At 54.5% G+C, this 25,455-nt stretch carries 27 protein-coding genes and 1 pseudogene; 10 read left to right on the top strand and 18 right to left on the bottom strand.

What is annotated here, in order from left to right; translation table 11 throughout:
• Positions 1-31: 31 nt before the first annotated feature.
• From RA27_RS20415 to RA27_RS20375, 9 genes are read right to left on the bottom strand one after another with little or no spacing between them, the layout of a single operon-like run.
• On the bottom strand, positions 32-568 hold the full coding sequence (locus RA27_RS20415) for a host-nuclease inhibitor Gam family protein (protein ID WP_039543320.1): 537 nt from the start codon (positions 566-568) through the stop codon (positions 32-34).
• A 12-nt stretch (positions 569-580) separates the two neighbouring features.
• The gene (locus tag RA27_RS20410) at positions 581-787 is read right to left on the bottom strand and encodes a hypothetical protein (protein WP_039543317.1); all 207 of its coding nucleotides are present in this window, start codon (positions 785-787) and stop codon (positions 581-583) included.
• Between the two features lie 10 nt (positions 788-797).
• Positions 798-995, bottom strand: a complete 198-nt coding sequence (locus tag RA27_RS20405; RefSeq protein WP_039543314.1) for a hypothetical protein — start codon at positions 993-995, stop codon at positions 798-800.
• Entirely contained in the window at positions 982-1,164 is a 183-nt protein-coding gene (locus RA27_RS20400; protein ID WP_039543312.1) for a hypothetical protein, read from the bottom strand. The genes RA27_RS20405 and RA27_RS20400 overlap by 14 nt, the downstream gene beginning before the upstream one ends.
• Entirely contained in the window at positions 1,157-1,486 is a 330-nt protein-coding gene (locus tag RA27_RS20395) for a LacI family transcriptional regulator (protein ID WP_152610754.1), read from the bottom strand. The genes RA27_RS20400 and RA27_RS20395 overlap by 8 nt, the downstream gene beginning before the upstream one ends.
• Positions 1,483-2,055, bottom strand: a complete 573-nt coding sequence (locus RA27_RS20390) for a winged helix DNA-binding protein (RefSeq protein WP_039543306.1) — start codon at positions 2,053-2,055, stop codon at positions 1,483-1,485. The genes RA27_RS20395 and RA27_RS20390 overlap by 4 nt, the downstream gene beginning before the upstream one ends.
• Positions 2,052-2,837, bottom strand: a complete 786-nt coding sequence (locus tag RA27_RS20385; RefSeq protein WP_039543302.1) for an ATP-binding protein — start codon at positions 2,835-2,837, stop codon at positions 2,052-2,054. Before RA27_RS20385 ends, RA27_RS20390 begins: the two co-directional genes overlap by 4 nt.
• 5 nt (positions 2,838-2,842) lie before the next feature.
• Positions 2,843-5,188: a Mu transposase C-terminal domain-containing protein gene (locus RA27_RS20380; RefSeq protein ID WP_052265413.1), complete on the bottom strand. Its 2,346-nt coding sequence runs from the start codon at positions 5,186-5,188 to the stop codon at positions 2,843-2,845.
• Positions 5,185-5,643 (bottom strand): hypothetical protein, encoded by a 459-nt coding sequence (locus tag RA27_RS20375; RefSeq protein ID WP_039543300.1) that lies wholly within the window; start codon positions 5,641-5,643, stop codon positions 5,185-5,187. Before RA27_RS20375 ends, RA27_RS20380 begins: the two co-directional genes overlap by 4 nt.
• 179 nt (positions 5,644-5,822) lie before the next feature.
• Here RA27_RS20375 and RA27_RS20370 point away from each other — a divergent pair, with 179 nt between their 5' ends.
• Positions 5,823-6,134 carry a hypothetical protein gene (locus RA27_RS20370; RefSeq protein WP_039543297.1) on the top strand — a complete coding sequence of 104 codons (312 nt, stop codon included), beginning with the start codon at positions 5,823-5,825 and terminating at the stop codon, positions 6,132-6,134.
• A gap of 227 nt (positions 6,135-6,361) precedes the next feature.
• Positions 6,362-6,859, top strand: a complete 498-nt coding sequence (locus RA27_RS20365) for a hypothetical protein (RefSeq protein ID WP_039543295.1) — start codon at positions 6,362-6,364, stop codon at positions 6,857-6,859.
• A gap of 21 nt (positions 6,860-6,880) precedes the next feature.
• Here the strand turns inward: RA27_RS20365 and RA27_RS24490 are convergent, their stop codons facing one another.
• Together RA27_RS24490 and RA27_RS20360 are read right to left on the bottom strand one after the other, a co-directional pair.
• Complete coding sequence (locus tag RA27_RS24490) at positions 6,881-7,057, bottom strand: hypothetical protein (protein ID WP_193746556.1); 177 nt, start codon at positions 7,055-7,057, stop codon at positions 6,881-6,883.
• 2 nt (positions 7,058-7,059) lie between these two features.
• A complete protein-coding gene (locus RA27_RS20360) occupies positions 7,060-7,359 on the bottom strand; it encodes a helix-turn-helix domain-containing protein (protein WP_082025214.1) in 300 nt (99 codons plus the stop codon).
• A gap of 236 nt (positions 7,360-7,595) precedes the next feature.
• Here RA27_RS20360 and RA27_RS23310 point away from each other — a divergent pair, with 236 nt between their 5' ends.
• Positions 7,596-8,249 (top strand): helix-turn-helix transcriptional regulator, encoded by a 654-nt coding sequence (locus RA27_RS23310; RefSeq protein ID WP_193746555.1) that lies wholly within the window; start codon positions 7,596-7,598, stop codon positions 8,247-8,249.
• Between the two features lie 406 nt (positions 8,250-8,655).
• On the opposite strand, the pseudogene RA27_RS20350 reads toward RA27_RS23310, so the two are convergent.
• The 5 genes and pseudogenes from RA27_RS20350 to RA27_RS20330 all read right to left on the bottom strand — a co-directional run.
• A pseudogene (locus RA27_RS20350) lies at positions 8,656-9,516 on the bottom strand (restriction endonuclease); the annotation flags it as partial.
• A gap of 382 nt (positions 9,517-9,898) precedes the next feature.
• Positions 9,899-10,921 carry an adenylate/guanylate cyclase domain-containing protein gene (locus RA27_RS20345; RefSeq protein WP_039543290.1) on the bottom strand — a complete coding sequence of 341 codons (1,023 nt, stop codon included), beginning with the start codon at positions 10,919-10,921 and terminating at the stop codon, positions 9,899-9,901.
• A gap of 3 nt (positions 10,922-10,924) precedes the next feature.
• On the bottom strand, positions 10,925-11,284 hold the full coding sequence (locus tag RA27_RS20340) for a group 1 truncated hemoglobin (RefSeq protein WP_039543286.1): 360 nt from the start codon (positions 11,282-11,284) through the stop codon (positions 10,925-10,927).
• Positions 11,285-11,402: 118 nt separating this feature from the next.
• A complete protein-coding gene (locus RA27_RS20335) occupies positions 11,403-12,233 on the bottom strand; it encodes a class I SAM-dependent methyltransferase (RefSeq protein ID WP_039543497.1) in 831 nt (276 codons plus the stop codon).
• Positions 12,234-12,310: 77 nt separating this feature from the next.
• Positions 12,311-13,123 (bottom strand): alpha/beta hydrolase, encoded by an 813-nt coding sequence (locus RA27_RS20330; protein WP_241484120.1) that lies wholly within the window; start codon positions 13,121-13,123, stop codon positions 12,311-12,313.
• Between the two features lie 286 nt (positions 13,124-13,409).
• Between RA27_RS20330 and RA27_RS20325 the strand changes: the two genes are divergently transcribed.
• From RA27_RS20325 to RA27_RS24485, 3 genes are all read left to right on the top strand, one after another.
• Entirely contained in the window at positions 13,410-15,641 is a 2,232-nt protein-coding gene (locus RA27_RS20325; protein ID WP_241484119.1) for an ATP-binding protein, read from the top strand.
• Positions 15,634-16,347, top strand: a complete 714-nt coding sequence (locus tag RA27_RS20320) for a response regulator transcription factor (RefSeq protein WP_039543283.1) — start codon at positions 15,634-15,636, stop codon at positions 16,345-16,347. Before RA27_RS20325 ends, RA27_RS20320 begins: the two co-directional genes overlap by 8 nt.
• A gap of 107 nt (positions 16,348-16,454) precedes the next feature.
• Positions 16,455-16,592, top strand: coding sequence for a hypothetical protein (locus tag RA27_RS24485; RefSeq protein WP_193746554.1), 138 nt, complete (start codon positions 16,455-16,457; stop codon positions 16,590-16,592).
• Positions 16,593-17,692: 1,100 nt separating this feature from the next.
• Here the strand turns inward: RA27_RS24485 and RA27_RS20315 are convergent.
• Entirely contained in the window at positions 17,693-18,085 is a 393-nt protein-coding gene (locus tag RA27_RS20315; protein WP_039543279.1) for an ectoine synthase, read from the bottom strand.
• Positions 18,086-18,102: 17 nt separating this feature from the next.
• On the bottom strand, positions 18,103-18,852 hold the full coding sequence (locus RA27_RS20310) for an SDR family oxidoreductase (RefSeq protein WP_039543277.1): 750 nt from the start codon (positions 18,850-18,852) through the stop codon (positions 18,103-18,105).
• Positions 18,853-18,969: 117 nt separating this feature from the next.
• Between RA27_RS20310 and RA27_RS20305 the strand changes: the two genes are divergently transcribed.
• From RA27_RS20305 to RA27_RS20285, 4 genes are all read left to right on the top strand, one after another.
• Positions 18,970-19,848 (top strand): LysR substrate-binding domain-containing protein, encoded by an 879-nt coding sequence (locus RA27_RS20305; RefSeq protein WP_039543274.1) that lies wholly within the window; start codon positions 18,970-18,972, stop codon positions 19,846-19,848.
• A gap of 361 nt (positions 19,849-20,209) precedes the next feature.
• Positions 20,210-20,467 carry a hypothetical protein gene (locus RA27_RS20295; protein WP_039543269.1) on the top strand — a complete coding sequence of 86 codons (258 nt, stop codon included), beginning with the start codon at positions 20,210-20,212 and terminating at the stop codon, positions 20,465-20,467.
• A 260-nt stretch (positions 20,468-20,727) separates the two neighbouring features.
• On the top strand, positions 20,728-21,855 hold the full coding sequence (locus RA27_RS20290) for an efflux RND transporter periplasmic adaptor subunit (protein ID WP_193746553.1): 1,128 nt from the start codon (positions 20,728-20,730) through the stop codon (positions 21,853-21,855).
• Between the two features lie 7 nt (positions 21,856-21,862).
• Positions 21,863-25,027: a multidrug efflux RND transporter permease subunit gene (locus tag RA27_RS20285; RefSeq protein WP_039543266.1), complete on the top strand. Its 3,165-nt coding sequence runs from the start codon at positions 21,863-21,865 to the stop codon at positions 25,025-25,027.
• Positions 25,028-25,455: the final 428 nt, after the last annotated feature.

Below are 25,455 nucleotides of genomic sequence, written 5' to 3'. Positions count from 1 at the left end.
CTGGCGGTTTTGCTGGTGCGCGCGCCCATGATCAGCCTGCCTCCGCCAGTTCGGTTTCAAACGGCTCTACAATGAAGTCCTCGCCGTCCGAACCGATGGTCACACCCGAGATCGCAGCCGCGATGGTGCGGTTATCCTTCTCCAGCATGGCATCCTTGTTGATTTCCTCTTTGACGCGTAGGAATTTCTTGCTCAGCTTTGCCTGTTTGATGGCCGCGATCACCGCGTCTTTGCCACGGATGCTCACCTTTGCAGGGCGCAGCCGCCAAGAAATCTCACCCGTGGCAAACTTGTGGAATTTGACCTTTCCGCCACCCGTCAGCCGATCCCGGTTGACTTCGCAGAACATCTTCAGGCCTTCCTGTTTCGCGGTGATCAACTCGCGGATCGGCGAGACCATCTCGCCATAATCCTCCTGCAGCTTGGCGATTTTGTCATTCATCTCCGCTTCCAGGCGAAGCGCGTCCCGGCTCAGATCGCCGATCTCGCGGATTGTCGCGCGGGCTTCGCTGTCATCCTGCGGGATTGGCAGGTTGGCGGCTGCGGTTTTGACTTTGCGTGATGCCATTGTTTTTGTCCTTTATGAGTTTATGGTGATGACCAGTTTGGACAGGTCCAAATCGGGCACTGTTTGCTTGAAGATTTCGCGTTCATAGTCGCGCGTGGCTTCTGTCTCCGGGGTGTATCCATGGCTGCCGCCGTCACCTGCTCCCTCTTTCCATTGACGGCCTACAATCCGTTTTTCTTCACCGATTTCGGTCACCGTGATGACGTATCGTTTCTGCATGGCGGCTTTCCTAAGAGCGGTTTTCAGTGAGCGGGCCGAGGTCGAGCTGAAGGCCGGTTTCGGCTTCATCTTTCAGCGCCTGGATGATCGCACCGACCGAGCTGTCGGCGTCGACCATGGTCAGCGCCAGCTGGGCACCGGCGCGAATGCGGCCAAGAGAGGCATTGGCCTCCATGTAATTCTGGGCAATGTGGTTAACGGTCTGCATTGGTTGTCCCTTTTTCGGATGAGATTTCGGCGATTAACGCGAGGCGTTGATCGGCGATCTTCTGCATTTCATCTGCAGCTGATCTCAGACGGTCAGCAGCTGTGATCGGCGCTCCGTCTTCGAAGTAGATCTGCGCCAGATCGATCAGGGCTTGAATGTGTTCAGGCATTCGATGTCCTTTTACGGTCAGGGTTCAGCGGACAGGCCTGACAGGCCGTCCAGCGTTTGAAACGGGTGGGATCGCTGGTGGGCATGGGGCCGGAACGGTAGTCTGCGCACTCGGCCGGGCTGATGGCCTGACCGAGATGCGGGCAGTCGGGACCGTCACCATTAGCCTCAAGGAACGCAGCCTTGATGCGGTCGGTGTTGGCACCATACCGTCCATGGTAGATGTGCGAGATCGCCACGCGGGAGTAACCGATCTTGCGACCGACAGCGGCACAGCTGCTGGCGTCCACAACTTCGCGGAGCTTTTCCATCCAGTCCTTCACGCGGCGATCTCCTCGCCGGTGTTGTGGTCGATCAGGGATCCGGCCTTTGCCCGGTAGCTGGGAGCGATATGCCCAAGATCCCGAACCAGCGTGTACTGAGCGAACCCGTTTGATGTCGGGGCGGAACCAGCCTGCCGCTTTGGCAGCCGGCGCAAGACACCTCCATCGCACAGTGCCTTAAAATAGCGCTGGAGGTTGTTATGTGCGCTTACCTCTGCTCCGGTGGCGGCCGCCGTCAGAATGTCCTGAACCGTGAACCGGCGCTGGATGCGAATGGCGCTCCAAGCGCGTTGGCGCAGAGTGTTCGGCAGCGCACGACGCAGTTTCTCATGCGCGCCATTTGGCCCCGATGTGATCTGCTCGCCCCGCTGGGCAGCTGCCCGGCCAAATTCGGTCAGTTGGAAACACCCCAGCTCGACGCGCTCCAGATAGTCTTTCCGGATCAGCGCCGTGGCGGCATTGCTGATCTGCCTGCGGTCCAGCCCCAGATCTTCAGTCAGCACCTCAATGGTCTTGCAGGTGTTTCCGAGATGATGGAGCAGCATGGTCTGATGCGCCCCGCCGCTCATGCCGCAAGCCCTTCTGCGCCGGGCACCTTGATCGGATAGCCGGATTTACGGTCATTGATCAGATGTTGACCGGCCATCTCGCGCAGGGTGAGACCAAGGTCTGCATCAGCTGGTGCAACACGCAGCCCAAAGCGCTCAATCGACTGGATGGCTTCCTTGATTTCACGATTGTAACCGCCTGTCGCGCGCAGCACGAAGCTGGCCAGACACGACGCAACCGGCACTTCGCACTTTTCGGCGAGGAAATACTCGACATCGCTCTGCGTGGCGGTCGTGAACCGCACCGGCGCGCTGACACGCGAAGCGATCTGCGGAAACTTCGTCAGATTGTCGCGGATCTTGCCCATGCCAACAAGAATGAAGGGCACACCCGACAAGTCTGCCAGATCCCGCATGGTCTCAATGACCTTCTTCTTGCTGGAAACGTGGTCGGCTTCGTCAATCACTACCGCAAACTGCTGGCCCATCTGATCGGCCAGAAGGGCGCGCTCACCGAGCGCCTGCAGGGCGGCTTTGAAGCGAGCTTCGTGGCGGTGCGGCTGCGGGACACGGACTTCGTCCAGAAGTTCACCCATGAACCATGGCGCGGACCATTCGGTCTTTGCGCGCATGTACAGGCAAGAGTTCTCAGCGGCCCACCGGCTGAGGATCGTTGTCTTTCCGAGGCCGGGTTCGCCGTCGACAACGACAAACACGCACTCTTCTGCGCCCCGGCCGTTGAGGCTCTTCAGCGCATTCTGAAACGCATGGTAATTTTGCGTTTTCACAAAGACAGGTTTCATGTAGTCTACCTTCCGTTACTGCTCTTCAGTGATGATTGGGCTGCCGCTAAACGATCCGCTAAATCAGTCAGCGGCAGTCCCACTTCCCTCATCATGTCCACGAAGGCCCGATTGCCCATCAGGGCGCTCATCAGACGGACATGGCCATGTGGAATCTCGTAATCCTCCGGTGCCTCAACGATGTCCCAGGCCAGATCGAGGTCGACATCCTGAAACGGGTTGCGATGATTGGCCCGTGGCGTAGATGCGCTGGGGCCGGGTTGGAATGACAACACCTCTGCGTCCACGGCATCTGCAGGAACCGAAGCGGGTTCGCGCAGGGGTGGCAGGGCCAGTTCAACAACCTGCTGATGTTCCAACTGCGGTCGGGCTTCCGCCTCGATTTCCTCGGTTTTGACCTGGTGGCGACGCAATCGGCCTTTGAGGCGGTTTTCTTCGGCCAGTTTCTGAGCACTGACAGGCACATAGCGCTGTTCGTTGCCGGCAAACTCGGCCACGCAGATCAGCGGGCCCGGCACCTCTGCGCCGTCCACCTTCTCGATCTGACGGACCCAGACCTTCTGAGCGTCGTGAATGTCGAAGCCAACAAACACATACTCGCCGTTCCATGGCTCCAATTGCAGCGAGAAATAGCTATTGGTGTGCATCTCGATGAGTGCGCGCTTGGTTTTGCGCTTCTCGTAGGGCCGATACAGATCATCAGCTTCACCCGGATCAAGCTGAAACGCTTGAAATCCGGTCGCCTCAAACTGCGCCCATACTTCGTTGGGCGAGGCGCTGCGCATCCGGCCATTCTCGGGATCGCGGATCCGCATGCTGGAATGCGGTGTGTCGTTGTATTCGGCAATGGCGGTATCGACGTCCTCGACAAATTGCTGCCAACTGATAATCAGCCGGGCATAAGTGCGCTCTGCCTTCAGCAGTGTTTTGGGGTCTTCGACTTTGCGCTTGCCCTCAATGATCTGCAGCGCACGGCGGGATTCCTTGAAGACCTTCTTCGCGGCCTCGGGATCCATGTCCTTGCCCATATAGCTGGGGTAGTCTTTGGCCAACCGGTTCCAGATAGTGCCGTGAACACGTTCTATCGCCCCGCGCGCCTGGGAATTGTACGGAAGTGAGTGGGTGGCTGTGGTTCCCAGGCGCGCACAAAGACCATGTGCAGTCGTGCTGATCATCTTGTTTTTGTAGCCAGAGCCACGATCAGCATAGAAAATAGCGGGAATGCCATGGTTCTGGACGGCATGAAGGATGGCCTGCGCAACCAGTTCGGCATTCTCATCAAGCCCGACTGACCAGCCCACAGCCTTGCGTGTGGCAACGTCAATGATGGTGGTGATCTCGGGCCGAAACGGTTTGCCATGACGCGGATGCTGCACCTCGGCGTCGAAGGTTTTGCCGTCGCCGGTATAGATCGTACCAGGCTCCAACCCCTCAACCGAGCGCGAGACAAAAGCGGAGCGGGCCTTCAGGGCAAGCGGGCCTTCGCGGCCCTTGTGGGCCATCAGGTGATCCGAGGTGCCCTTCAGAGCCTTCAGGGCGCGGCGCACCTGGTCATAGCTGGGCACATCGCCGATCCGATCATCCGCATCCCGATAGTTTTTTATCGCTGCCGAAATGCTGGGCTTTGATGGCTTTGCATAGTGACGCAGAAACGGGATCAGCCAAGGGTACAGATCGGTGATGTTCTGTTTTATCTTCCGTGTGCCGGGCAAAAGAGCGAGGGCACGATCCGAACCTGCATCATCAGCGTCCGCGTAAGCCGAGCGCCAACGATAAACTGAGCGTTCGGAAGGGACCGCAGATCGGCTGCGGTCAGAAGCGATTTTGAGCAGGTTTGCCAACCGCTCTTCGCACAGCCCAGCTTTGGCTTCCGCCAAAACAAGCTTGATGGTCTTGTCCAGTTTCAGACCTTCAGCCAGCCGTCGCCGGTCAATTTCCAGAATGATGGCAGCGCGTGCTTCCATAACCCGCCGGCGATGTGCGGATACGCTTACTTCAATGGCCTCAGACGTTTCGGCCACAGCGGTTTTCTGAACGACCAGATCGGCTTCAGCCTGCATCGCATCGCACCGACGCCGATACTCTGCCTGTGCTGCCTGCAGTCGGCGGTCAAATTCCGCCTTTTCTGTGGGAGGCAGAGCATTCAAGCTGTATTCCCACCCACCGCCTCGACCGCTGCGCTTACGTGCAACTTCTGATCCGGGATATTGAAGGCCCTCTGCCTTTACCCAGCGAATGAAACCGCTTTCGGTTTGAGGAAGACCGCCTAGCCTGAGTGCGGCCCAATCGGCGGCAACCCCAAAGTTATCATTTTTCGCGATTTTTAAGATCAAGCTGTCAACATCACTCATCGGCCAGCCTTCCAGCGCGCAAGCTTGGCGCTTTTGCGCGCGGCCAGGGCACGTTCCTGTTCTTCGATGTAATGAAGCTCGATCAGGTCGCTGTAGCGCTCTGGAACAACGATCAAACCGAATTGCTCAGCAACAAAGCCCAGCAGACCGTGCTGTCCGCTGACGTGCATCAGAGCGAGAAACCGCTCCAGCGTGATGCGGTGGCTTTCCCGAGCCTCGCTGGCATAGGCATCCAGCATGTTCTTGCTGATATCCTCGCCCAGATACTCGGACATCGCCTCGGAGATCTGATCGCGACTGAGTTCAGACGCCTTCAGGGCCCGGCTCACTGCGCGAGCGATCTGACTGGCGAGATTGCCACCCGTGGTGACCTCCGGCGGCAGTGTCACAGCTACCTGCGGCGGCTGCCAGTCGGTGAACATATCGATGGTGTTGGGGTCGCGAGGCCTAGGCATGATTCGCCCCCTGACACTCAGAATTCATGCCAACAGGCGCGTTAATCATGCGGCATCTCGGGGAGTTTGCCAAACCCCTCAAAACGCGCAAAAAAAAGGTAAGGTGCTTGGCGGGGCTCCACCCCCGCCAAGCGTCCCCACAACGTCCACAACAAGGACCAACGCTATGAGGAATTCCAATGAAACCGAATGAACAATCTGCCGCAATCGCAGGACTCAAAGCGCAACTGACAGATGCCGAGGAGCGGATAGAGTTACTGGAGCGCATCGTCACCGCCTCCGTCATCCTGACCGACGACACTTTGCGGCGCTTCGCTATCGAAATGCAGGATCTCGTCCGCCCTGATGCTCCCTTCCACGGGAAGCTGCCCAGCAACTCCCTGACCAGCAAGATCGTCCAGTTCCAGGCTTTCCTGAGCCGACTTGTCAGCGATGACGAGTTTGCGGAGCGGGTGCGTCTCCAAAAAGGGATGGGAACTGACGAGGGCTAAACGCTGCGCCCGCCGTGCGCGGCGGCGCTCTGCGGCGGCTTTGATGTTGGCAATCGGAAAATAATGCTGGTCAGACATAAGCGCCTCCGATCATTTCCCCTGAACTGAGTTCAGGGGGGTGTGAAACCGGAGAAAACCTATTTAGTCCAAAGTGCTTGGCGGGGTTGCCGCCCCGCCAAGCGTCCCCAAAGCGACCAACACAACCAATATCGCAAAGGAGATTTCGAATGCAGTTGTCCGAAGTCTGGATGTCGTACTGCGCTGACCGTTTCCCAGAAGAAAAAGAATTGCCGCCGCCGATGCCAGTCGATCCATGGGAGGCGCTGGAGCTTCTATTCGAACTGCATCCCATGTTCACCGCAAGATACGATGCGATCAAATCCGCGCCCTTCGACAGGATACATGATGAGGAAACGGACGGTGCACTCTGCCAACTCGCCATGACAGACAGCTTTGCCGGATGGGACGGGCTTTCTGCAGGTGGCTGGCGAGTAATGATCGAGCGGCTTATTTGGTCCGAAACCGTCATCGCTGCAAATGCCGCACAGAATAACCCTGTCATTGCGCACCTACCTGAAGGATTGGATCGCATGAGCTCAGCAAAGGCATTGCTGCTAATGTACTTGCTAGGTGGCGGTAGGGATGTTGACACTCGAACGCTTGACGCACGACCGCGTGGAACTTTTCCAAGTCTTCCTGCTCAGCGACCAATTCGAAAGCAGTAGCCGGATTGCAGTAACACTGCTTCATTTGAGCGCCCCCACAATCTCGGCCTCGACCTTGGGAACGCATCCCAATAGGTAGGGGCCGAACAATACGGCAAGCATCAGCACCACAAATGCACTGCCAGCAACTAACTCGCTGATCCAGAAAAGCGTCTTCGGCCTTTCCTCAGTCAATCGTACGAGATACAGCCGCGCCATGTTCAAACCAGCTCCATTTTTTGACTGGTGTTCGTGCCACAAGGCGCGTTAAACTGTTTACGGATGCGGGGGTGAAGCGGAATACCAGCTTTGTCATACCGGTTTGGCCAGATCTCATGGGCAGCCTTGCCCAGGAACTCTGCGATAACCTGCTCTCCTGAGTAACAAGGCTCCTGCAGGGCCTTGCTTGCGGTACGGGGGGCGATGCCGTTGGCACGTGCTACGGAGGCGAGGTCTCGCCCCCTTTTCTGCACGGCGGCCAAAATATCGGCAGGATGCCAGTTATGGGCATTCTGGTTCATCTGCTCATCCTATGTTCTGCTCTGGGCGGTTTTTCGTGACTGTTTAACGCGCCTCTGAGCATGAGCATGGCACGAACGTGCTTGATCATCAAGCACAAAAGTGCGTCAGAGTTGGGTTGCGTTGATAGAATTGCGCACAGTCATGCTAAATCATTGGTATGAAAGTGCTTATTTTATCTCTGGCCTGAAAAAAACACTGACCGATGTGGTCAGAGATAGAGATTGGGAAGTCTGACGTGGCACTTTCGTTCCAAGAGAGGGTCAGCCGAGTAATTGATCTTGCGGGTGGTCCGAGCGCGACCTCAGACGCAACTGGGCTATCTCGACGTGTTATCGACAAATATAGAAATGGTGATTCAGACCCATCTCGTGAACGCTTGGTAGCTCTTGCAAAGGCAGGAGGTGTCGATATTGGATGGCTTGCATCCGGAGAAGGTGAAATGTGTCAGGAAACGGTCCAGTTGACCTTGCCGAACCTTCTGCAAATGCCTCGGTACCCGGTAAGCGCATCAGCTGGTCATGGCCGCTTCCTGCACGATGCAAAAATCATGGATTATGTGCCGTTTCCAGCTGATTTCTTCACGACACACGTCAAGGGTAATCCTGAAGATATGTTTATCATCAACGCCAGCGGCGACAGCATGGAGCCCACCATGCGTGACGGCGATATGATCATGATTGACCGGAGCGCCGCAGTAAAGCCGATTAACGCTGGCATCTACTGCTTTACCTTGGGCGATCTGAATTTCGTAAAGCGCCTTCAACAACTGCCTGACGGCATTCTTGCGCGCTCGGACAACAGGGAATATACAGAATTCATGATCAAACCCGATCAACGCGATGAGTTTCATCCCGTAGGCCGCGTCGTCTGGATTGGTCGGTCGCTCTAAGCGCCAACCTTTCTCATTTTCCACTCGTTCCTGATCATTCTCTGACAATAAATGAGCCGATTTTGCGCATTCTGCTCATTTTCTCTGCCAACAGCTAAATCAGCGGCAGAACCGTTTAGCCCCTTGTTTTATTGGGGCTATCGGGGCGTTTGACCTTGAGACGGCCTACTGACAATAGAAGTACCCCCCCATACCTGTCTATAAGATCGAATCCTATAGAGCGGCGGCGCTATTGGCAGTATAGCGCGGCGACAGCTTTCGGACAAAGCTGCGGGATATGCCGGACAAATTTGACTACTCCTGCTGAACATTATTGCCCCAACTGCGAGTACTATTGTCTCTCTCAATCGGATGGGTTGAGAGCTATGGCAACAAGTCATGGCTCCGCATCGGTCATAGCATCCGTTTACTTGCAATTGTCGAGCAACTTCATTAGCCGGTTGAAATCTTGATTTTTCGATAAGGATAAACCTTTTCCACCTTTGATCCACATCATATTAAATGATTGAGCAGTCTGAAAAAACTCTGGGTTCGAGGGTACAATGAGAACAAAAATCGCCGGCCGCTTTTCACCGGGCAGCACTCCGGTCTTTGTGTATAGATTGGGTAATTTCTCGATTAATTCCTCCGGGTTGTCGAGCGGTATGACAAGCATTTTAGGCCCATTATCGACGCTTACGAAAGACTTCGCTCCGGGGAAGTCACTCAGCTTACCAACGAAGGTCGATAGTTTAAGCTTGCACCGGACTTGCACGTCTTTGACCGCAACTTGGTTGCCTTCCTCTTTTCCAAATTTGATGCCGACCTTATCATCAACATTGAGAACAAGTTCGTTGAAATCGAGAAAGTTTTGGGGTCCAAGGTTTAATATCGCCTCACTTGTTGCTTTAACAACATCGAAGCCAAAAGGCATCCTTGTATCCACCTTGATGCCATCTTTTCCAGCTTCTGCCAGAGCTACCATATACACGAGATTGTCGTAGTCTAAGACCCTGACATACACCGGTAGTTGAGCAAGGATTTGTGTAGGGAGATTTGCGGCGTCGTCCAATTGATAAAGCTGAATACCCACATTTCTAGCCTTCTTCCTTGCATTTTTGCTGAAACCAGACCGGCTGACCATAACGCCATTACAGATTGGCGTATCGCGGAGCTTGCTCTCGAAACCGTCCACAAAGCCTACGTCTAACGGTCGTTTGTGGTCTTTACATTCGATTGCGGTCAACACTTCTGCCCCGAACAACTCTGCTCTGGCAACAACATCGAACTCGCGTCGACCGTTTGGCGTATCAAAAAAACGTTTGTTTCGACTTTAGAGAAATTGTGGCTTTTGCCCAAAATTTGATAGATCAGAGACACTAAAGCTTCGAAGTCTTTTCCCTTTTTGGTCATTTGCTCTCCGAAGAATTTGACCAAGTCTTGCGATCACAAAGATAGCATTGCCGACGCAGCCTAGCATTCAGGTAGCTTTTCCTGCTCCAGGTTACGAAGTAATAACACGGTCAACTAGGTAAAGAAGCCCCCTCCTTAGCGGCGGCTTACCCGGCATCAATTGAGTGTCTATCGCTGCGATCAAATCCCTAACATGGCCGAGTTCGGTAGACCCAAAGCCGACTTAAGCCCGCGTTCCGAATACCGCAAAAACAGAATCAGCTCCTGTCGAACAGGCACCAGATATCTTGCTCTCCAAATCCCCGGATTTCCCTCGAACCGATATTCTCCAGGTCGAACTGATCCTTGAGAACATGCGCAACCTCGTCTTGCACCGTAATCGTCATCGGTTCGGAAAACTCCTGAAGCCGGGATGCCAGATTCACGGCTGGTCCAAAAATATCGTAAACATATTTCTGAATTCCAACGACAGATCCGACAACCGAACCGGATGCCAATCCTATTCTGCAGCGCCATTGATGCGGGTGGCTCAGGTTGCGGCGGGTCAGATAGCGTACAAAACGGATGGCCGTGCTGGCGATTGCCTTGGCGTGATCCGGTGTCGGATCGGGAAGGCCCGCGACGGTGATGTATGCGTCTCCGATCGTCTTGATGCGTTCACAGCCGAATTGCTCGCCAATGCGATCAAACGCGCTGTATATATCGTTCAGCTCGGTAACGGTAACGCTTGGATCTTGCGAGGCGACCATGTCCGTAAACCCGACGAAGTCCAGCATCAGTACGGACACAGGATCATAGAGCTGCGGCGTAACCACCCCAAAGGTCTTGTATTCTTCGTACACGGAACGCGGCATCAGGTTCAGCAGCAGCTTTTCCACCTGCTCTTTTTCCCGCTTCAGTTCGCGCGTGTTCCGCTCAACCATCATCGAGTAGGAATCGATCATCGATTCCAGTTCTTTGATACGGGTGATGTTCTGACAGACCAGAACAAGCACGTCGTCATGCGCGACCGTAAAATCGAGCGCGATCACCAGCGTTCTGCGTTTCTTCTTGAAAGTGATTTCGGAGGTGTACCGCCCGGTTTCGAACAGGTTCTTCTGCAGCGTGTTGACATCCAGATCAGGAAAGAGCTGCTGCAACGGGTCCGATTGGCTGTCGCCACTGAACCATTCATCAAACGTATCATTGCGGAACCCAAACCGCAGCGTCTGGCGATCCAGCAGTGCGACACCCACGCCAATGGCGCGAAGTAACTGTTCATTAATGGCTTCGATGGACATGGCTTACCTTACAATCAGGGGGCGGCGTTTGCTGAATTCCGCGACGACGACATCGATGTCATCTGCTGCCACCTCGTGCTTCTGCAAAGCATCGCGAAGCACTATTTCCAGCTCGTCGAAATGAGCATCTGTGATGTCGAGATGCGAATGCAGCTGGCGGAGTTGATTGTCGGTGTAAGAGGCCGGGCCGCCCAGAAGCGACGCGATGAACTTGGTCTGGTGATCGACCATGCGGCTCATATCCACATTGTCGAAGAACGGTCCAACCTCGTCATTGTCCAGAAGCGTGTCGTAGAACGAGAACACAATCTTACTGATCTGTGAAAACCCGCCATACTTCTCATAAAGTGTGCGCTCGACCATGACCAAATCCCCCCTTAAACCAACTCATATCAAGAAAACGATCAATCTACTATAAGAGCCATTCCTCATCGCTCTCTGGCACCCGCGGCAAAGAGCGATGAGCACGAAATTTACGCTATCAGCTACGCTGGGCAATGATTTCAGCATACGCAGACGAGATGCACAGGGCATCATTGGTCGAGACATCGAATTTTTCGATAAGGGCCATTATATCGTCCCGCAGAGCCGCTTGCCCCGCCGTATCCAGCGCGTCGAACGCCTTTTGCATGGGACCATAGAATGTTCGGAAATACTCCAGAAAATGCTCGGCGGACCGGTAGCGGAACATGAAGTTCTTGCGGCGGAACGAAACGATCTCGCAATCGGGGCCGAATGTATCTTCAACCCAGTCCCGGCTGCCCCACAAAGCAGGAGAGCTTACGCCTGCCGGCGGGGGCACATGCTTGCCGATCGTCTTGAACAGCAGGCCAATGAAACTCTCCGGGGTCCAGTTCGCCATGCCAATCTTGCCACCTGATTTCACCACGCGCTGAAGTTCAGCTGCGGATTGCTGTTGGTTTGGCGTGAACATCACGCCGAATGTGGACACAACCGCATCGAACGACTGATCCGCGAAGGGCAGATTTTCGGCATCCGCAACCTTATAGGTCACGAACAGACCTTCTGCTTTGGCACGCTTGCCGCTCGCCTCCAGCAGGGTCTCGACATAGTCGGTCGAAGTGACGTCGCAAAAGCGCCGGGCGAAGGCCAGTGTGGCGTTGCCATTTCCGGCCGCGACGTCGAGCACCTTGGTGCCCGGCATCATATCCATGGCTTCCGCAAGCTCTTCGCCGGTAATCTGAAGGGTCACTCCAACCTTGCTGTAATCTCCGGAGCCCCAGGCGACATTCTGTTTCGCTTTAATGGCCGCAAAGTCTGTCGTGGAATTGATAGATGATTGAATACCCATGATCTTGATCCTCTTGATATAGGGCTGGTCAGACACCAGCGGTTTCCCGAAGCGCCGCATCATCGAATGCGGACGGGTTATGCAGCTTTCCGATCTGGCCAGCTGACGGTTTCGACGGGCCGTTCTACATTGGCCACATGCTCGAAGATTCTTGAGTTTATCCATTCCGGCTGGAACACCGGTGCCATATGCCCCAGTTCCGGTAACAGCGCGATCCGCGCGTTGGGCAGGGCATTTGCGATCTCAACCGAGACGTGCTGGACGATCTCCGGCGATTCCAGACCGGTCATGACCAGCGAGGGTATCTCGAGCCCGGACAGGTCCTTGAGTTGCCAGGTTTCCGCGAACCCGTTGGCAAAATCGGACATGACCGAAGAGATCAGCCCGGCAAAGCGATGCCTGGCTGACAGGGGGAGGGAGTCCCAGAACCCCTCTTGGTTCCAGAAATCCAGAAAATGACGCATACCAGCTGCGGCATCGCCGTCTGCCGCTGCAGCCGTCACCACCCCTGACAACAGTTGTATCTGCCGGAACAGCCGCTGGCCGACCCCGTTGCCGTTCTTCAGAAAATGAAAGGCCGCAGGTTCGTAAACCGTCAGACTTTTGACAAGATCAGGACGCATCAGCGCAATCTTGATGGCGATGCCACCTCCGTTGGAATGCCCGACAAGATGCACGGAGCGACCCAGAGCCTCAATTTCCCGGATGACCGCAACTGCGGAAACGGCAGCGCCTTTCCGCGACGCGTCGCCCGACAAAGGAGCATGGCCGTAGCCCGGAAGATCGACGGCGTGAACAGCAAAGCGGCCTTCCAAATCTGCCGCCAGCTGGCCCCATTGCCCGCTGTTGGAGGCCGAGGAATGCAACGCAAAAACTGGTGCGTTGATCATTTCAGAAGTTTTAAATGAAATAGTCATCGTTCTTACCCAATTGCACTTAAGATGGGCAATAACTGACCTTTCATTGTTTCAATGTGATTTCTGAAAGCGGTGCATAGTGTTTCAGTTGTTGCTCTGTGAAGCAGGTCACACAACGCGCTATCCTGTCAGAAAACAAACAGGTTTTTTGCCAAGCTGCGCGGAAAACAGATCCCATTGAAACAATTGAAACACACGACGCTGATTTTGAAATGGCATTGAAACAATGATATCTTAGAAATTCAGGATGACGATGGGCATGGCGAACGACCTCGAAGAAATTGAGAAGGCAAGAGACCTTCTTCGTGATGCTATTGAATCCCTCAAGGAAGGGTTCGCCCTTTACGATGACGACCGGCGCCTTGTCCTGTTCAATCAACGATATGCCGAGATGAATAAGGGGGTTGCGGACCTGCTGGAACCCGGTCTGGACTGGGAAATACTGATGCGTGAGACGGCGCGCAGGGGAATCTACGCTGATGCCATCGGCAATGAACAGCAGTGGGTTTCGGACAGGCTGGCTAACGGGGTCGAGTTCATCCAGGATTTCGAACTGACCGAAACGGACGGGCGAACGTATCTGGTTTCCGTGCATCCCACCAAGTTCGGGGGCTTTGTCGTTACCCGAGAGGATATCACCGAACGCAAACGGGCCGAGGTTGAAGAGCGCGACGGCGATCTTCTGATCCGAAAGGTGCTGGATGCCAGTTCGGCGGTCGTAACCATGGCGCGGATTGGCGATGGTCAGATATTGTACCGCACGCCCGCCGCCCTGCAGATGTTCGGGCCCTCCAGATCAGCCAGGCAGCACTATCTCAATCCGGAAGAACGCGCAGACTTTATTACTCTGTTATTGGCTGACGGGCGCGTGGATGACTACAAGCTCGACCTTGTGAATGCCGCAGGTAAGGTCTTTCCGGCAGCGATTTCATCGCAACTGATCGATTACAAAGGCGAAGAAGTCATTGTAACCAGCGTTATCGATTTAACCGTCCAGAAAGAGGCCGACGCCCTTATTCGGCAGGTCATGGAAGCTTATCCAGCAGCCATCAACATGACCCATGCCGATACAGGCAAAGTGCTGTTTGCAACACCCGAGATAAAGGCGCTGTTTGGCGAGGCTGAAAGCTCCAAATCATACTACGCCGACCCGAACGAAAGAGATCGGTATCTGCGAGACCTTCGGCAGGCAGGGGCGCTTAAAGATCGGCGGATGGAATTTATCGACGCGAATGGCCGAACGTTCTGGGGGGCGGATTCTTCACGCCTGATCGAGTTCAACGGCGAAGAGGTCATCGTTTCCAATACGCGCGATTTGACAGACGAATTGGCCATCGAAGCCGAACTTGAAAAACAGCGAGAGCTGCTTTTTCAGAACGAGAAGATGTCTGCGCTTGGCGAGTTGCTCGCCGGGGTGGCGCATGAGCTCAACAACCCGCTGTCGGTTGTTGTGGGTCATTCTCTTATGCTGAAAGAAGAGATTACGGACCCCGATCTGACGGTCAGGATTGAAAAGATCGGCAATGCCGCAGAACGGTGCGCGAAGATCGTCAAGACTTTTCTTGCGATGGCTCGCCAGCAACCCGGTAAGATCGAGCAGGTCGATGTTCGCAGCATGATCGAAACAGCCGCCGATGTCGCCGGGTACGGCAGCACATCTGGCGAGATAAGCATCGAACTGAATCTACCTGCGGATTTACCGGCAATTGCCGGCGATGCCGATCAGTTAACGCAGGTTGTCCTGAACCTTATTATCAACGCCGAGCAGGCCTTGACCGCATCCGGCACAGGCGACCGTATCGTGCTGTCGGCCGAAGCCAAACCCACCGCAGGAATGGTCGAGGTGACGGTTCAGGACAATGGTCCCGGAATTCCCAAAGCCATTCGCCCCCGTATCTTTGAACCGTTTTTCACCACGAAAGAGGTTGGCGACGGAACCGGGATCGGCCTTGCCTTCTGTCACAGGATTGTTCTGTCACATGGCGGTCAGATCAGGCTTGATCAGGCCCAAAATTCCGGCTCCTGTTTTCGGATCAGCCTCCCTGCAGCCGCAGCTCAAGACGATAAGACCGATGAGCCGGACGACCCCATCCCGACCTTTGTAAAGCATCGAGCACTGGTGGTGGATGATGAGGTTGAAGTGGGTGAGCTGAATGCCGAGATCCTGAGAAAAGAAGGCTTCCACGTTGACTTCGTCACATCTGGAAAAGAAGCGCTGAGCCGCCTGCAAACCGCCAACTACGATATATTTCTGAGTGATATGAATATGCCGGGTGTCGATGGGCGCAAGATATACGAGGCCTTGATGGACAGCTTCCCGGAGATGCTGGCAAAGACGGCCTATGTCACGGGCGACACCATGGGAGAGAGTTCTTTGGGGCTTCTGGAAGAATCCGGTCTGCCCTACCTCGAAAAACCCGTGTCGCCTTCAGAACTCAGAATACTCGTTGGAAAGTTGCTCGCTGACCAGAAGGATCAATCAGATGGATAATCAGAAAACCCATATCCTGGTCTGCGATGACGAGATCGACGTACGCGAAATGCTTCAGGAATACCTGAGCAAACGCGGTTACGCGGTTTCGGCTGCATCGGGCGGCGAAGAACTGCGATCCATTATCTCGGCCCGTACGGTCGACGTCATGATAATGGACATCAATATGCCAAAGGAAGACGGTCTTTCCATTCTAAGATCCCTTCGCCCCGAAAATACCACGCCCGTGATAATGCTGACCGCTGCAGGCGATGTTGTGGATCGCATCATCGGACTTGAAATGGGCGCCGACGATTACCTGGGCAAACCCGTTGATCTTCGGGAACTGGAAGCCCGTATCAAGGCAATCCTGCGTCGCGGAGCTATCGGCGACAAGGCGGTCGTACAGAACTCTGCCGGAGACAGCGCGCGTTTCGGGGACTACACGCTGGACAAAGAGGCGGCAAAACTTCTTGCATCCGATGGGTCCGAAGTCCCGTTGACCGCAATGGAGTATAGTTTGCTAAGAGTTTTTGCGGAAAACAGAGGGCGGGTATTGAACCGGGATCAACTTCTCGAGCAAGCGCATGACAGATCTTGGGACCCGTTCGACCGCAGCATCGACATCAGAATTTCCAGACTGCGCCGAAAGCTCGAAACCAATCCCGAGAAACCAGAAATCATCAGAACCGTGCGCGGAATCGGCTACTTGTACGATCCCAAATAGCTCGCGCAGAGGGGCAGGAATGCCTCCATAGGAAACGACGGTTAGGTTCCGCCCACTGTCACTGATACACCTATCATTGCCCGGCGCAACGCATCTCGAGTGCTGTCGTGAAGGTCAAAGGTCTCGACAACGAGATGCGATCCGAATTCGAAGATGTCGCTCTGATCCCCCGCGCCGGTCCGGGTGAACTGCCCACCGGCGATGATGTCGTCACAGGCATGAGAACCAGATACAATCTGTATTGATCACCGGCGCAAATGCCGGACTGGGTCGCGAGGCAGCCCGGCAGCTTGTGCTGCAAAAGGCATGTCCAAGGTCTATCTGGCTTGCCGCAACCCTACACGGGGTCTTTCGCTGGCGCACCGAAGGCAAAATCTCCGATGACCCAGAGATCGCCCTCAGGCTTCATGATCCTCCACATGTTTTTTAGCATGACGCCGTCCATATGAACGGAGGACTTGAATGGGCGATCGCAGAACCGAATAACGTTTTCATGCCCAAAGTGGGTGTTGGGTCTTCTTTGGCTTGTGCGATGATTTTCTGGAACCACCTTTTCGCCAACTGTAAGCCGTCTTGTTCGAAACCTGACACGTCTTTTGCACCTCTCCGACTGATAGCTCATCGGATCTCATTCTCTGACCCATCGCACGTTTGAATTTTGTCGGCCACAGATGGCGACCATCTTTCCCGACAGGGATTGAGTAGCCGTAGGCGTGGAAAATGTTTTGGGTTTTTTGATCACTTGCGAGCTCACCTAAAGCTTGAGAATTCATGATGCCTGTATCCTTTTGGAAGCATTAAAAACTGCCGACGGCAGACAGATCAGGGACTATTTAGGGGGTCAGATGTAACGCTTACAGTCGGACCCCCTCGTTGAAATCACTAATCCCCATCACGACACACCGCACCTACTTGGTATCGGAGCAACGAGTTTGAATTGTGTCTGAGATAAGAAAATAAGGGGTCTACGGGAATCCCCCAATTTCGGACAAACCGCCCATAGGATAGATTGTATTCAACGGAACAACCTACCACGCCGTATACCCCCTCAAGAGAGAGGGGCTGGCCAAGACCCCCTCATCCAGCCCCTCACCACCTTCACTCTCAATCATTTGTGAGACGGTGGGATCTTCCCCTACTCCCGTAGCGGGAGGCCATTTCAGTATACCACAAAATCCCCGTCAATTTCAGCCCGCCATAAATGCGGGATGTACGGCGGGCCAACTATCAGAACGCTATGGGCTCTGCGCCATCACGCCGGCTTGCTTGGATGTCAGCAATGAGCCCGTTTTTCGAGATGCTGCACGATGCATGAATGGCGGGATAGTGTAAGATATTAATGTGCTCATCCGGATGCAGGTGGGGTATAACTTCCGTCTTCGCGGTGTGTTTCGCTCCCGCTTAGCGGCGGATTGAATACGCAGACAACCCGCAGATCAGCCTCTGTTGCACGCACCAGATGTCGATCATGTTGGTCCAAGGCATAGAGGGTAAATGGCTCAAGGGAATGCCAGGTTTCATCTTCTGACGCTCTGATTTGCCCCTTGCCCTCGATACAGTAACAGGCCTCCAAATGATGTGTGTATTCCAGCTCAAGCACTGCACCTTTTTTGATGATGGTATCTGTCAGCGAAAATCCCATGCCATCTGCCGCGAGTAACAGTCTTCTGCTTCTCCACCCCGGCCCGGCAACGTCCCGTTCGGTATCAAGGATATCTTTGAGTGCTTTAACAATCATGTTTCACCGCCTACTTGCTATCGTACCGCGCGATTCATACCACCATCAGACAGTATACTCTGGCCGTTGATATAACGAGCGCCTTCGCTGGCAAGAAACACGCAAGCCTGCCCAATTTCCTCGAATGTTGCCGGTCGCTGAGCGGGGATCTCCCGACGGGCTTGTTCAGACAGGTTCACGTTCTCGCAGAACCCGGGCAGCAGGTTGTTCATACGAATGTTGTGCCTTGCGTAACGATCCCCGTAAAGCTTTGAGAAACTGTGCAGAGCGCCGCGCAACATACTCATGGGGTAAGGCGCTCGCGGCTCGATTGTGTTCATGGATGAGATGTTTACGAAAGCTCCGCCGCCTTGTTCGATCAGTATAGGCGTGACGATGCGGGCAATCTTGACGACGTTCAGCACGTACATGTCCAGACTTTCGTGCCACAACTCGTCGCTGAGTTCTAAAAGCGGCCCGTCAAAGTCAGGATCGAAGCCGACAGTTTTGATGGCTTCAGGCACTGTTCCACCGTGCCCCATGTTGCTGACGATTGCATCAATCCGTCCATACTTGCTCATGGTATCGTCGATCATCGCCTGAAGATCATCGACATCTAGCACAGAGCCACGGCGGCCAATGCCCCCAAGCTCCTCGGCCAATTCGACTGAGCGACTGGACGGGGACATCAGTGAAACTTTGTAGCCAGCCTTTGCCATTTCAATGGCGCAGCCCCGGCCAATGCCTTGTCCTGTACCTGTCATCAGTGCGACTTTGACTTCGGGCATGGTTTTTCCTTTCTTTCGGCTCATGGCGTGTGAGAAATATTGGGTCAAGTCATTGTACCTTCCTTGGATTATGTAGACCTATCGAGTTTTTGAGGCATTGCTGTTAGGTTTTCTCACATGGCAAAAAACCTTAGGCACCTTCGGGCACTCCAGGCCTTCGATGAGACCGCGACCCAATCGAGCCTGACCAAGGCGGCAGATGTGCTGCATGTCACCCATGGGGCGATCAGTCGGCAAATCAAACTGCTGGAACTGCATCTTGGCGTGGCGCTCTTTCATCGCCGCCCCAATGGCGTTGAACTGACCAAAGCCGGGGAACGCCTTCACCAGTCGACACGTGGGGCGTTTTCTACATTGCAGTTGGGCGTATCCGAGGTGAGACGGTTACATCACCGGCAGTCGCTAACTGTGTCCTTGTCCACTTCGCTGGCACTCAAATGGCTTGTGCCGTTACTTAATTCGTTTCAGCAAGAACATCCCGGTATCGCATTATTGCTGGACACAAACGATGCCTTTGCGGATTTCGATACGTCCGAAGTCGATGTCGCCTTGAGATTTGGGAAACCCGGATGGGACGGACTATATCATGAGCAAGTGAGGCAAGAGGAACTGGTTGTCGTGGCCGCGCCGTCGTTTGTTGAGAGAATACGGCTACCAATGCATGCCGAAGACGTCGCTAGTCTCCCACTACTGCACGATGCCTTCAACGTCGGATGGGAAAGCTGGGCTGCGCAGGTCGGGCTGAGCGCTGATCGGATCAATTCGCAGAGTATCAAGTACGTGGACAGCGCAGTTCTGTTGGAGGCCGCTATTGACGGGCAAGGCGTGGCACTAGCAAGGCATCTCTTGGCCGAGAGGGATTTGAAACTTGGACGGTTGGTCCGCCTTGATGAAAGCCGTGTGCCGCTGGATCGTGGGCTCTATTTCGTCTGCCGACCCGGCGATCAGGAGCAGGTCACGGTGAGAATTTTTAAGAAATGGCTTATGTCGAATTGAGCTCAGTTCCCGGTCTAAACTCCAGGGAGACGGTCGTTGGCCAGCGTTCTGCAATAGTCCGTTCCGCCCACATAACTGACTTTCACATCTCGACATTCCTGATTGGACTCTGACTTCTTGAATGGCACCATCCGCTGAAAGTCGGCGGCGATTGCGATTGATTGCTGGTGGCCTCGTTGTTGCCACCCAATGCTAAACCAAAACACCCCAAACCGAACAAAGTTTAACGTAGCAACAATCTGGCAACACATTAACTTTACAAAGGAAATTTCGGTACCCTCGAGCAGATCGCGCGCAATTTGGACTTGAAATCCGCGTTGCACTGGTACCATTGTACGGGCGACCGTTGAAAGAGAACGAGATGGCCGACGATTCAAAACCCAAGATCGAGCGCGTGCAAACTGGTGTGCGCATCGAGAAGCGCATCCTTAAAGTTCTCAAGACCATCGCAGCCCGGCACGAGATCACGCTCGGGGACCTGCTCGTGGGTATCGTCCTCTACAGCTTTGAGGGCAAATCGCCTTTCGACGAAGAATCTCTGGCTTTCATCGAGCAGATACGCGTCGCCTATGGATTGGATCTGACCGCAGAAGACAGTCATAAACTGTGCGAAGAATAGCGATGCTTCTCTTTCAAGGCGCTATTTTCTCCGGAGGTCGAACAACCAAGGTCACCCCGGAACAGATCAGATTGATACGTTCGCCCAAGCGCCGCGCGCCCTCATAACCCTGACGTCAGGTCTTGACGATTACGCCGAAAAGTTAGTCACAAATACATGTTAGCTCAATGACAGACATCACAAATGAAAATGTGCATCAAGCCCACGTTAGACACCACGCGATGCCGCTCAACCCGGTTCACAATGCGAAGAGACAAACGATGACCGTAAAAAGAACGCCCTTCACCAATCATTGGCACATCTGTTTTAGCCGTGCTTCCATTGTCTTCTCATTCGCCCTGATTCTGGCCGCATGGAGCCCACAGATCGCAGTTGCTGATGACCCGTCCGTTATTGTGGCTCCGGTCAAGAAAGAACAGGTTTCGCCTCAACTGCAGTATGTGGGACGCATTCAACCCCTTGCTCAAGTGGAGCTTAAGGCCCGTGTCGAAGGGTACCTGCAAAAGCCGCAATTCAAAGAGGGCGCGGACGTCAAAAAAGGCCAAACGCTGATCAATATCGACCCGGCTGCATATGAGATCGTGGTTCAGCAGCGTCAGGCCGATGTGGAGGCCGCGCAGGCGACGTTGACCAATGCCACCACAACTTTGAAACGCGACGAAGTTTTGCTGAAGAAAGGGACGATTTCGGAATCGACCTACGATACAGCTCAGGCAAACGAAAGAGTCGCCGCCGCTCAGCTTGAACAGGCCAAGGCGGCGCTGGATGCGGCAAAACTCAACCTCAGTTACACGCATATCGTTTCTCCGATTGACGGGAAGACATCGCTGCTGACCGTCACCGAAGGCAATCTTGTCGGCAACGATCAAACGCTTCTTACCGTCACCAGTCTGGACCCGATCTATGTCTATATCTACGTCAGCGAAAACGCACGGATGGATGCCCGCCAAAAAGGCGTGGAGTTGAATAATCCGAAGTTCCAGCTTGGCCTGAGATTGCCGGACGGGACGGAATACAAGGAGCGCGGCATCTTCGATTACATCGATACCTCGATCAGTACCGAAACCGATACCGTTCTGGTCCGCGCGAAGTTCCCCAACCCGGATCGGGTTTTGTTGCCGGGCGGATTTGTTCACGCATACGTCGTCTCAAAGGACGAACGATATGCGGAAATGATCCCGCAATCTGCTGTTCAAAAAGATCAGAAAGGGTTTTTCGTGCTGGTTGTCGACAAGGACAACAAGGTCGAAAAGCGCAGCGTGGAGCTTGGCGAGCAACAAGCAGGCAACTGGGTCGTCAAGTCCGGCCTCAAGGAAGGTGAGCGTGTCATCGTATCGGGGCTGCAAAAAGTTCAACCCGGCGTAACCGTCAAACCAAGCGAGCGGTAATCGACCGATGTTCTCACTATTCTTTATTCACCGCCCGAAATTTGCGCTGGTTATTGCGATTGTCACGGTCCTGGCTGGACTGCTGGCACTGAAAGCTATCGCGATCACGCAGTTCCCGAACATCACCCCCCCGCAAGTCCAGGTGACGACGGTCTATCCCGGAGCGGATTCCGCAGTCGTCGAACAATCCGTTGCGCAGATCATTGAGCCCGCGGTCAATGGCGTCGACGACATGCTGTACATGTCGTCCCAGTCCGGCAATGACGGCAGCTATACCCTGGATATCACGTTTGCTGTCGGGACCGATCCCGACACTGCCACCATCAATGTTCAAAACCGCGTCGATCAGGTGACTGCGCAACTTCCTGAAGAAGTGCGCCGACAGGGGGTCGTCACCAACAAGCAATCCTCGAACATGCTGATGGTCATCAACCTTCTGTCAACTGATGACAAGGGAGCTGAAGCAAGCGATCTTTTCCTGTCCAACTACATGTCGATCAACATTCAGGATGATCTGGCGCGTATCGACGGTGTGGGTTCGGTGGTTCAGTTCGGCGCCAAGGACTACGGAATGCGGATCTGGCTTGATCCGACCCGCCTGACGGCCACCAACATGACCGCGATCGATGTGATACAGGAGATTCAGTCCCAGAATATCGAAGCCTCGGTCGGTGACATCGGCGCCCCTCCGTTCAAGGGGGACCAGCAGTTCCAGTATTCGCTGCAGGCCGAAGGCCGCCTGAATACAGTCGAGGAATTTGGCAACGTCATCGTGCGCGCCAACACCGATGGTTCGTTCCTCAGGCTGAAAGACGTCGCAAGAATCGAGCTTGGGTCGCAAAGCTATGATGCGAATACGACATTGAACAACAAGCAGTCCGCGACAGCCGCGATCTATCAATCTCCGGGAGCCAACGCTCTGGACGTTGCCAACGATGTCTACGCCAAAATGGAAGAGTTGTCCAAACGGTTCCCCGATGGGGTCGAGTACAAGATTCTGTATGACACGACGGATTTTGTTCGGGCATCGGTCCAGGAAGTTGCAACAACGCTTGCAATCACGTTCGCGCTTGTTGTGTTCGTCACCTTCCTGTTTCTCGGCGACTGGCGGTCGACGCTCATCCCGACGCTTGCCATTCCGGTTTCGCTGATCGGTACCTTCGCGATCCTTTACACGATCGGTTTCACGGTCAACACGATCTCGCTGTTTGCCATCATTCTGGCCATCGGAATCGTGGTGGACGACTCGATTGTTGTTGTCGAAAACGTTCAACACCATCTGTCCGAGGGCAAACTGACACCTGCCGAAGCCACCACCGCGGCGATGAAAGAGATTTATCGCCCCATCATCGCGACCACGCTTGTTTTGCTGGCGGTTTTTGTGCCGGTTGCCTTCATGCCGGGTATTACGGGGAAACTGTATAATCAGTTCTCGGTGACGATCAGTACGGCTGTTGTTCTTTCGGCGATTAACTCTCTGACCCTGTCGCCGGCTCTGGCTGTTTTGCTGCTGAGAAAGCGCACCCATGCGCCACGCGGCCCTCTGGGATGGTTCGCCAAATTGGTCGAGAAATCCCGCAATGGATATGGCAATGTGGTCCGCCGCTTGAACCACGTCTACGCGCTGATGCTGGTTCTGCTTGTGCTTATCGCCGTTGGAATGGGCGCAATGTTCAAGCTCACGCCAACCGGCTTTATCCCGACCGAAGATAACGGGGCCTTCATGGGGAACGTTCAGCTTCCTGCCGGGGCGTCCCTGAACCGGACGATCGAGGTAACCCAAAGGTTGAGCGATCAGATCAGAAAGGTAGATGGTGTCGCCGATCTGATCACCGTGTCCGGATACAGCATTCTGTCCGGTGATGCGCCCAGCAGCGCGCTGATCATTCCAATTCTGACGCCTTGGGAAGAGCGCAAGACCCCCGACCTTCAATGGTATGTCATCCTCGGCAAGATCAATGCAATCCTGCAGAGTGATCCGGCAGCGGAATCCTTTGCCTTCCCCCTGCCCCCGATTGCGGGTCTGGGCAGCGGAGCGGGCATCCAGGGTGAAATCCTGGACCTGGAAGGAAAGAGCGCGGACGAGTTGGCGCAAGCGATACGCAGTCTGATCTACAGTGCCAATCAGGAACCGGGGCTTGGCGGCGTCACGACGACCTTCACCGCCGATACTCCGCGCTATCAGATCGAGGTTGACCGCGAAAAGGTATACACGCTGGGTGTATCCCTGTCGGACCTGTTCTCGACACTGAACGCCAATCTCGGCTCCTATTACGTGAACGATTTTAACCTTTATGGCAAAGTCTATCGCGTGATGCTCGAGGCCGAGGCCGACTATCGCCAGACCATTGGGGATATCTCGCGCCTACATGTCCGCAACAAGGATGATCAGATGGTGCCGATATCCGCACTGGTCACCCTGAAACCCGAACTGGGACCGCATGTCATCAACCGATACAACCTGCGCAAATCGGCTGCCTTCCAAGGTAACCCAACCCAAGGAACAAGCAGCGGGCAGGCAATTGCCAGCATGGAGAAAGTATCCAAGGAAGCGTTGCCCGATGGCTATGAGCTGACCTGGACCGGCACGACAGAACAAGAGCTTGAGGCCGGAAATCTGGTCCTCTACATCTTCGCGCTGGCCGCTTTGTTTGCCTATCTCTTCCTGGTGGCGCAATACGAAAGCTGGACCATACCCGTCGCGGTTATGTGTTCGGTTATTGTCGCGATGTTCGGGGCGATCCTGCCGCTCTATTTCATGCCCTTCCTCAACAACAATCTCTACGCTCAGATCGGCATGGTGATGCTGATTGGCCTGGCCGCTAAAAGTGCGATCCTCATCGTGGAGTTCGCAAAGGAAAAACGCGAACAAGGTCTTTCGATTTTCGATGCTGCAGAGCAAGCCGCAAGGCTGCGCTTCCGGGCGGTCATGATGACTGCAATCGCGTTCATTCTGGGTGTTTTGCCCCTGGCCTTCGCAACCGGGGCCGGGTCGGCCAGCCGGATGTCGATCGGATGGGTGGTCTTGTGCGGTATGCTGCTGGCAACCTTCGTTGGTATTTTCTTCATCCCACCGCTTTTCGTCGCCTTGCAAAAGCTACGAGAGAAATTCCACAAAACGCCGCATGGTGAGAAAACCCCTTCGGACAAGGAGGCTCACGCAAACGCTTAGCGTCCATCGACAAGCGATCACTATGACTATTTTTGGCGAGTCAGGTCACTTCAGAATTCGCGATTGGTTTATTGCGAAGTTCAAGGTGACCGGCGAGCTGGGCTGAATAAAAAGTTGATTATGACGAGATTTAGTCTGTGAACATAGTGTCCAGGTTATCAAAGTGATTTGAAACTCTGGGAAGTCTCGGCGAGGATCATCGGTATAGAAACTCAAGGGTTCCTGTTATCTCACCTTGCGCAGGCTTTTGAGGCTTCACTAAAGATACATCGAATTACCTGTCTTACACGACACCTACCGGCATCCTGCAATCTGCACGGGAAAAGGAAAAGCCACTTGCACGAGCCTTTCTGGAAGGGTTGCAGAACGGGGTACGCGACCTCGCCCGAGAAGATTACAGAGAACATTATTGCGGCATGAATGCGGTT

The organism is Ruegeria sp. ANG-R, from assembly GCF_000813985.1.
In the GTDB taxonomy this organism is placed as follows: domain Bacteria; phylum Pseudomonadota; class Alphaproteobacteria; order Rhodobacterales; family Rhodobacteraceae; genus Ruegeria.
This window is presented reverse-complemented; position numbering and strand designations above follow the sequence as displayed.

What these genes read in the sequence shown, in the direction of transcription:
- RA27_RS20315 (WP_039543279.1), bottom strand. Translation starts at nt 18,085, where the DNA reads ATGATTGTTAAAGCACTCAAAGATATCCTTGATACCGAACGGGACGTT.
- RA27_RS20390 (WP_039543306.1), bottom strand. Translation starts at nt 2,055, where the DNA reads ATGAGCGGCGGGGCGCATCAGACCATGCTGCTCCATCATCTCGGAAAC.
- RA27_RS20295 (WP_039543269.1), top strand. Translation starts at nt 20,210, where the DNA reads ATGGCCGACGATTCAAAACCCAAGATCGAGCGCGTGCAAACTGGTGTG.
- RA27_RS20305 (WP_039543274.1), top strand. Translation starts at nt 18,970, where the DNA reads ATGGCAAAAAACCTTAGGCACCTTCGGGCACTCCAGGCCTTCGATGAG.
- RA27_RS20375 (WP_039543300.1), bottom strand. Translation starts at nt 5,643, where the DNA reads ATGCCTAGGCCTCGCGACCCCAACACCATCGATATGTTCACCGACTGG.
- RA27_RS20365 (WP_039543295.1), top strand. Translation starts at nt 6,362, where the DNA reads ATGCAGTTGTCCGAAGTCTGGATGTCGTACTGCGCTGACCGTTTCCCA.
- RA27_RS20335 (WP_039543497.1), bottom strand. Translation starts at nt 12,233, where the DNA reads ATGGGTATTCAATCATCTATCAATTCCACGACAGACTTTGCGGCCATT.
- RA27_RS20345 (WP_039543290.1), bottom strand. Translation starts at nt 10,921, where the DNA reads ATGTCCATCGAAGCCATTAATGAACAGTTACTTCGCGCCATTGGCGTG.
- RA27_RS20415 (WP_039543320.1), bottom strand. Translation starts at nt 568, where the DNA reads ATGGCATCACGCAAAGTCAAAACCGCAGCCGCCAACCTGCCAATCCCG.
- RA27_RS24490 (WP_193746556.1), bottom strand. Translation starts at nt 7,057, where the DNA reads ATGGCGCGGCTGTATCTCGTACGATTGACTGAGGAAAGGCCGAAGACG.
- RA27_RS20290 (WP_193746553.1), top strand. Translation starts at nt 20,728, where the DNA reads ATGACCGTAAAAAGAACGCCCTTCACCAATCATTGGCACATCTGTTTT.
- RA27_RS20285 (WP_039543266.1), top strand. Translation starts at nt 21,863, where the DNA reads ATGTTCTCACTATTCTTTATTCACCGCCCGAAATTTGCGCTGGTTATT.
- RA27_RS20380 (WP_052265413.1), bottom strand. Translation starts at nt 5,188, where the DNA reads ATGAGTGATGTTGACAGCTTGATCTTAAAAATCGCGAAAAATGATAAC.
- RA27_RS20370 (WP_039543297.1), top strand. Translation starts at nt 5,823, where the DNA reads ATGAAACCGAATGAACAATCTGCCGCAATCGCAGGACTCAAAGCGCAA.
- RA27_RS20400 (WP_039543312.1), bottom strand. Translation starts at nt 1,164, where the DNA reads ATGCCTGAACACATTCAAGCCCTGATCGATCTGGCGCAGATCTACTTC.
- RA27_RS20360 (WP_082025214.1), bottom strand. Translation starts at nt 7,359, where the DNA reads ATGAACCAGAATGCCCATAACTGGCATCCTGCCGATATTTTGGCCGCC.
- RA27_RS20310 (WP_039543277.1), bottom strand. Translation starts at nt 18,852, where the DNA reads ATGCCCGAAGTCAAAGTCGCACTGATGACAGGTACAGGACAAGGCATT.
- RA27_RS20340 (WP_039543286.1), bottom strand. Translation starts at nt 11,284, where the DNA reads ATGGTCGAGCGCACACTTTATGAGAAGTATGGCGGGTTTTCACAGATC.
- RA27_RS20325 (WP_241484119.1), top strand. Translation starts at nt 13,410, where the DNA reads ATGGCGAACGACCTCGAAGAAATTGAGAAGGCAAGAGACCTTCTTCGT.
- RA27_RS20385 (WP_039543302.1), bottom strand. Translation starts at nt 2,837, where the DNA reads ATGAAACCTGTCTTTGTGAAAACGCAAAATTACCATGCGTTTCAGAAT.
- RA27_RS20320 (WP_039543283.1), top strand. Translation starts at nt 15,634, where the DNA reads ATGGATAATCAGAAAACCCATATCCTGGTCTGCGATGACGAGATCGAC.
- RA27_RS20330 (WP_241484120.1), bottom strand. Translation starts at nt 13,123, where the DNA reads ATGATCAACGCACCAGTTTTTGCGTTGCATTCCTCGGCCTCCAACAGC.
- RA27_RS20410 (WP_039543317.1), bottom strand. Translation starts at nt 787, where the DNA reads ATGCAGAAACGATACGTCATCACGGTGACCGAAATCGGTGAAGAAAAA.
- RA27_RS20405 (WP_039543314.1), bottom strand. Translation starts at nt 995, where the DNA reads ATGCAGACCGTTAACCACATTGCCCAGAATTACATGGAGGCCAATGCC.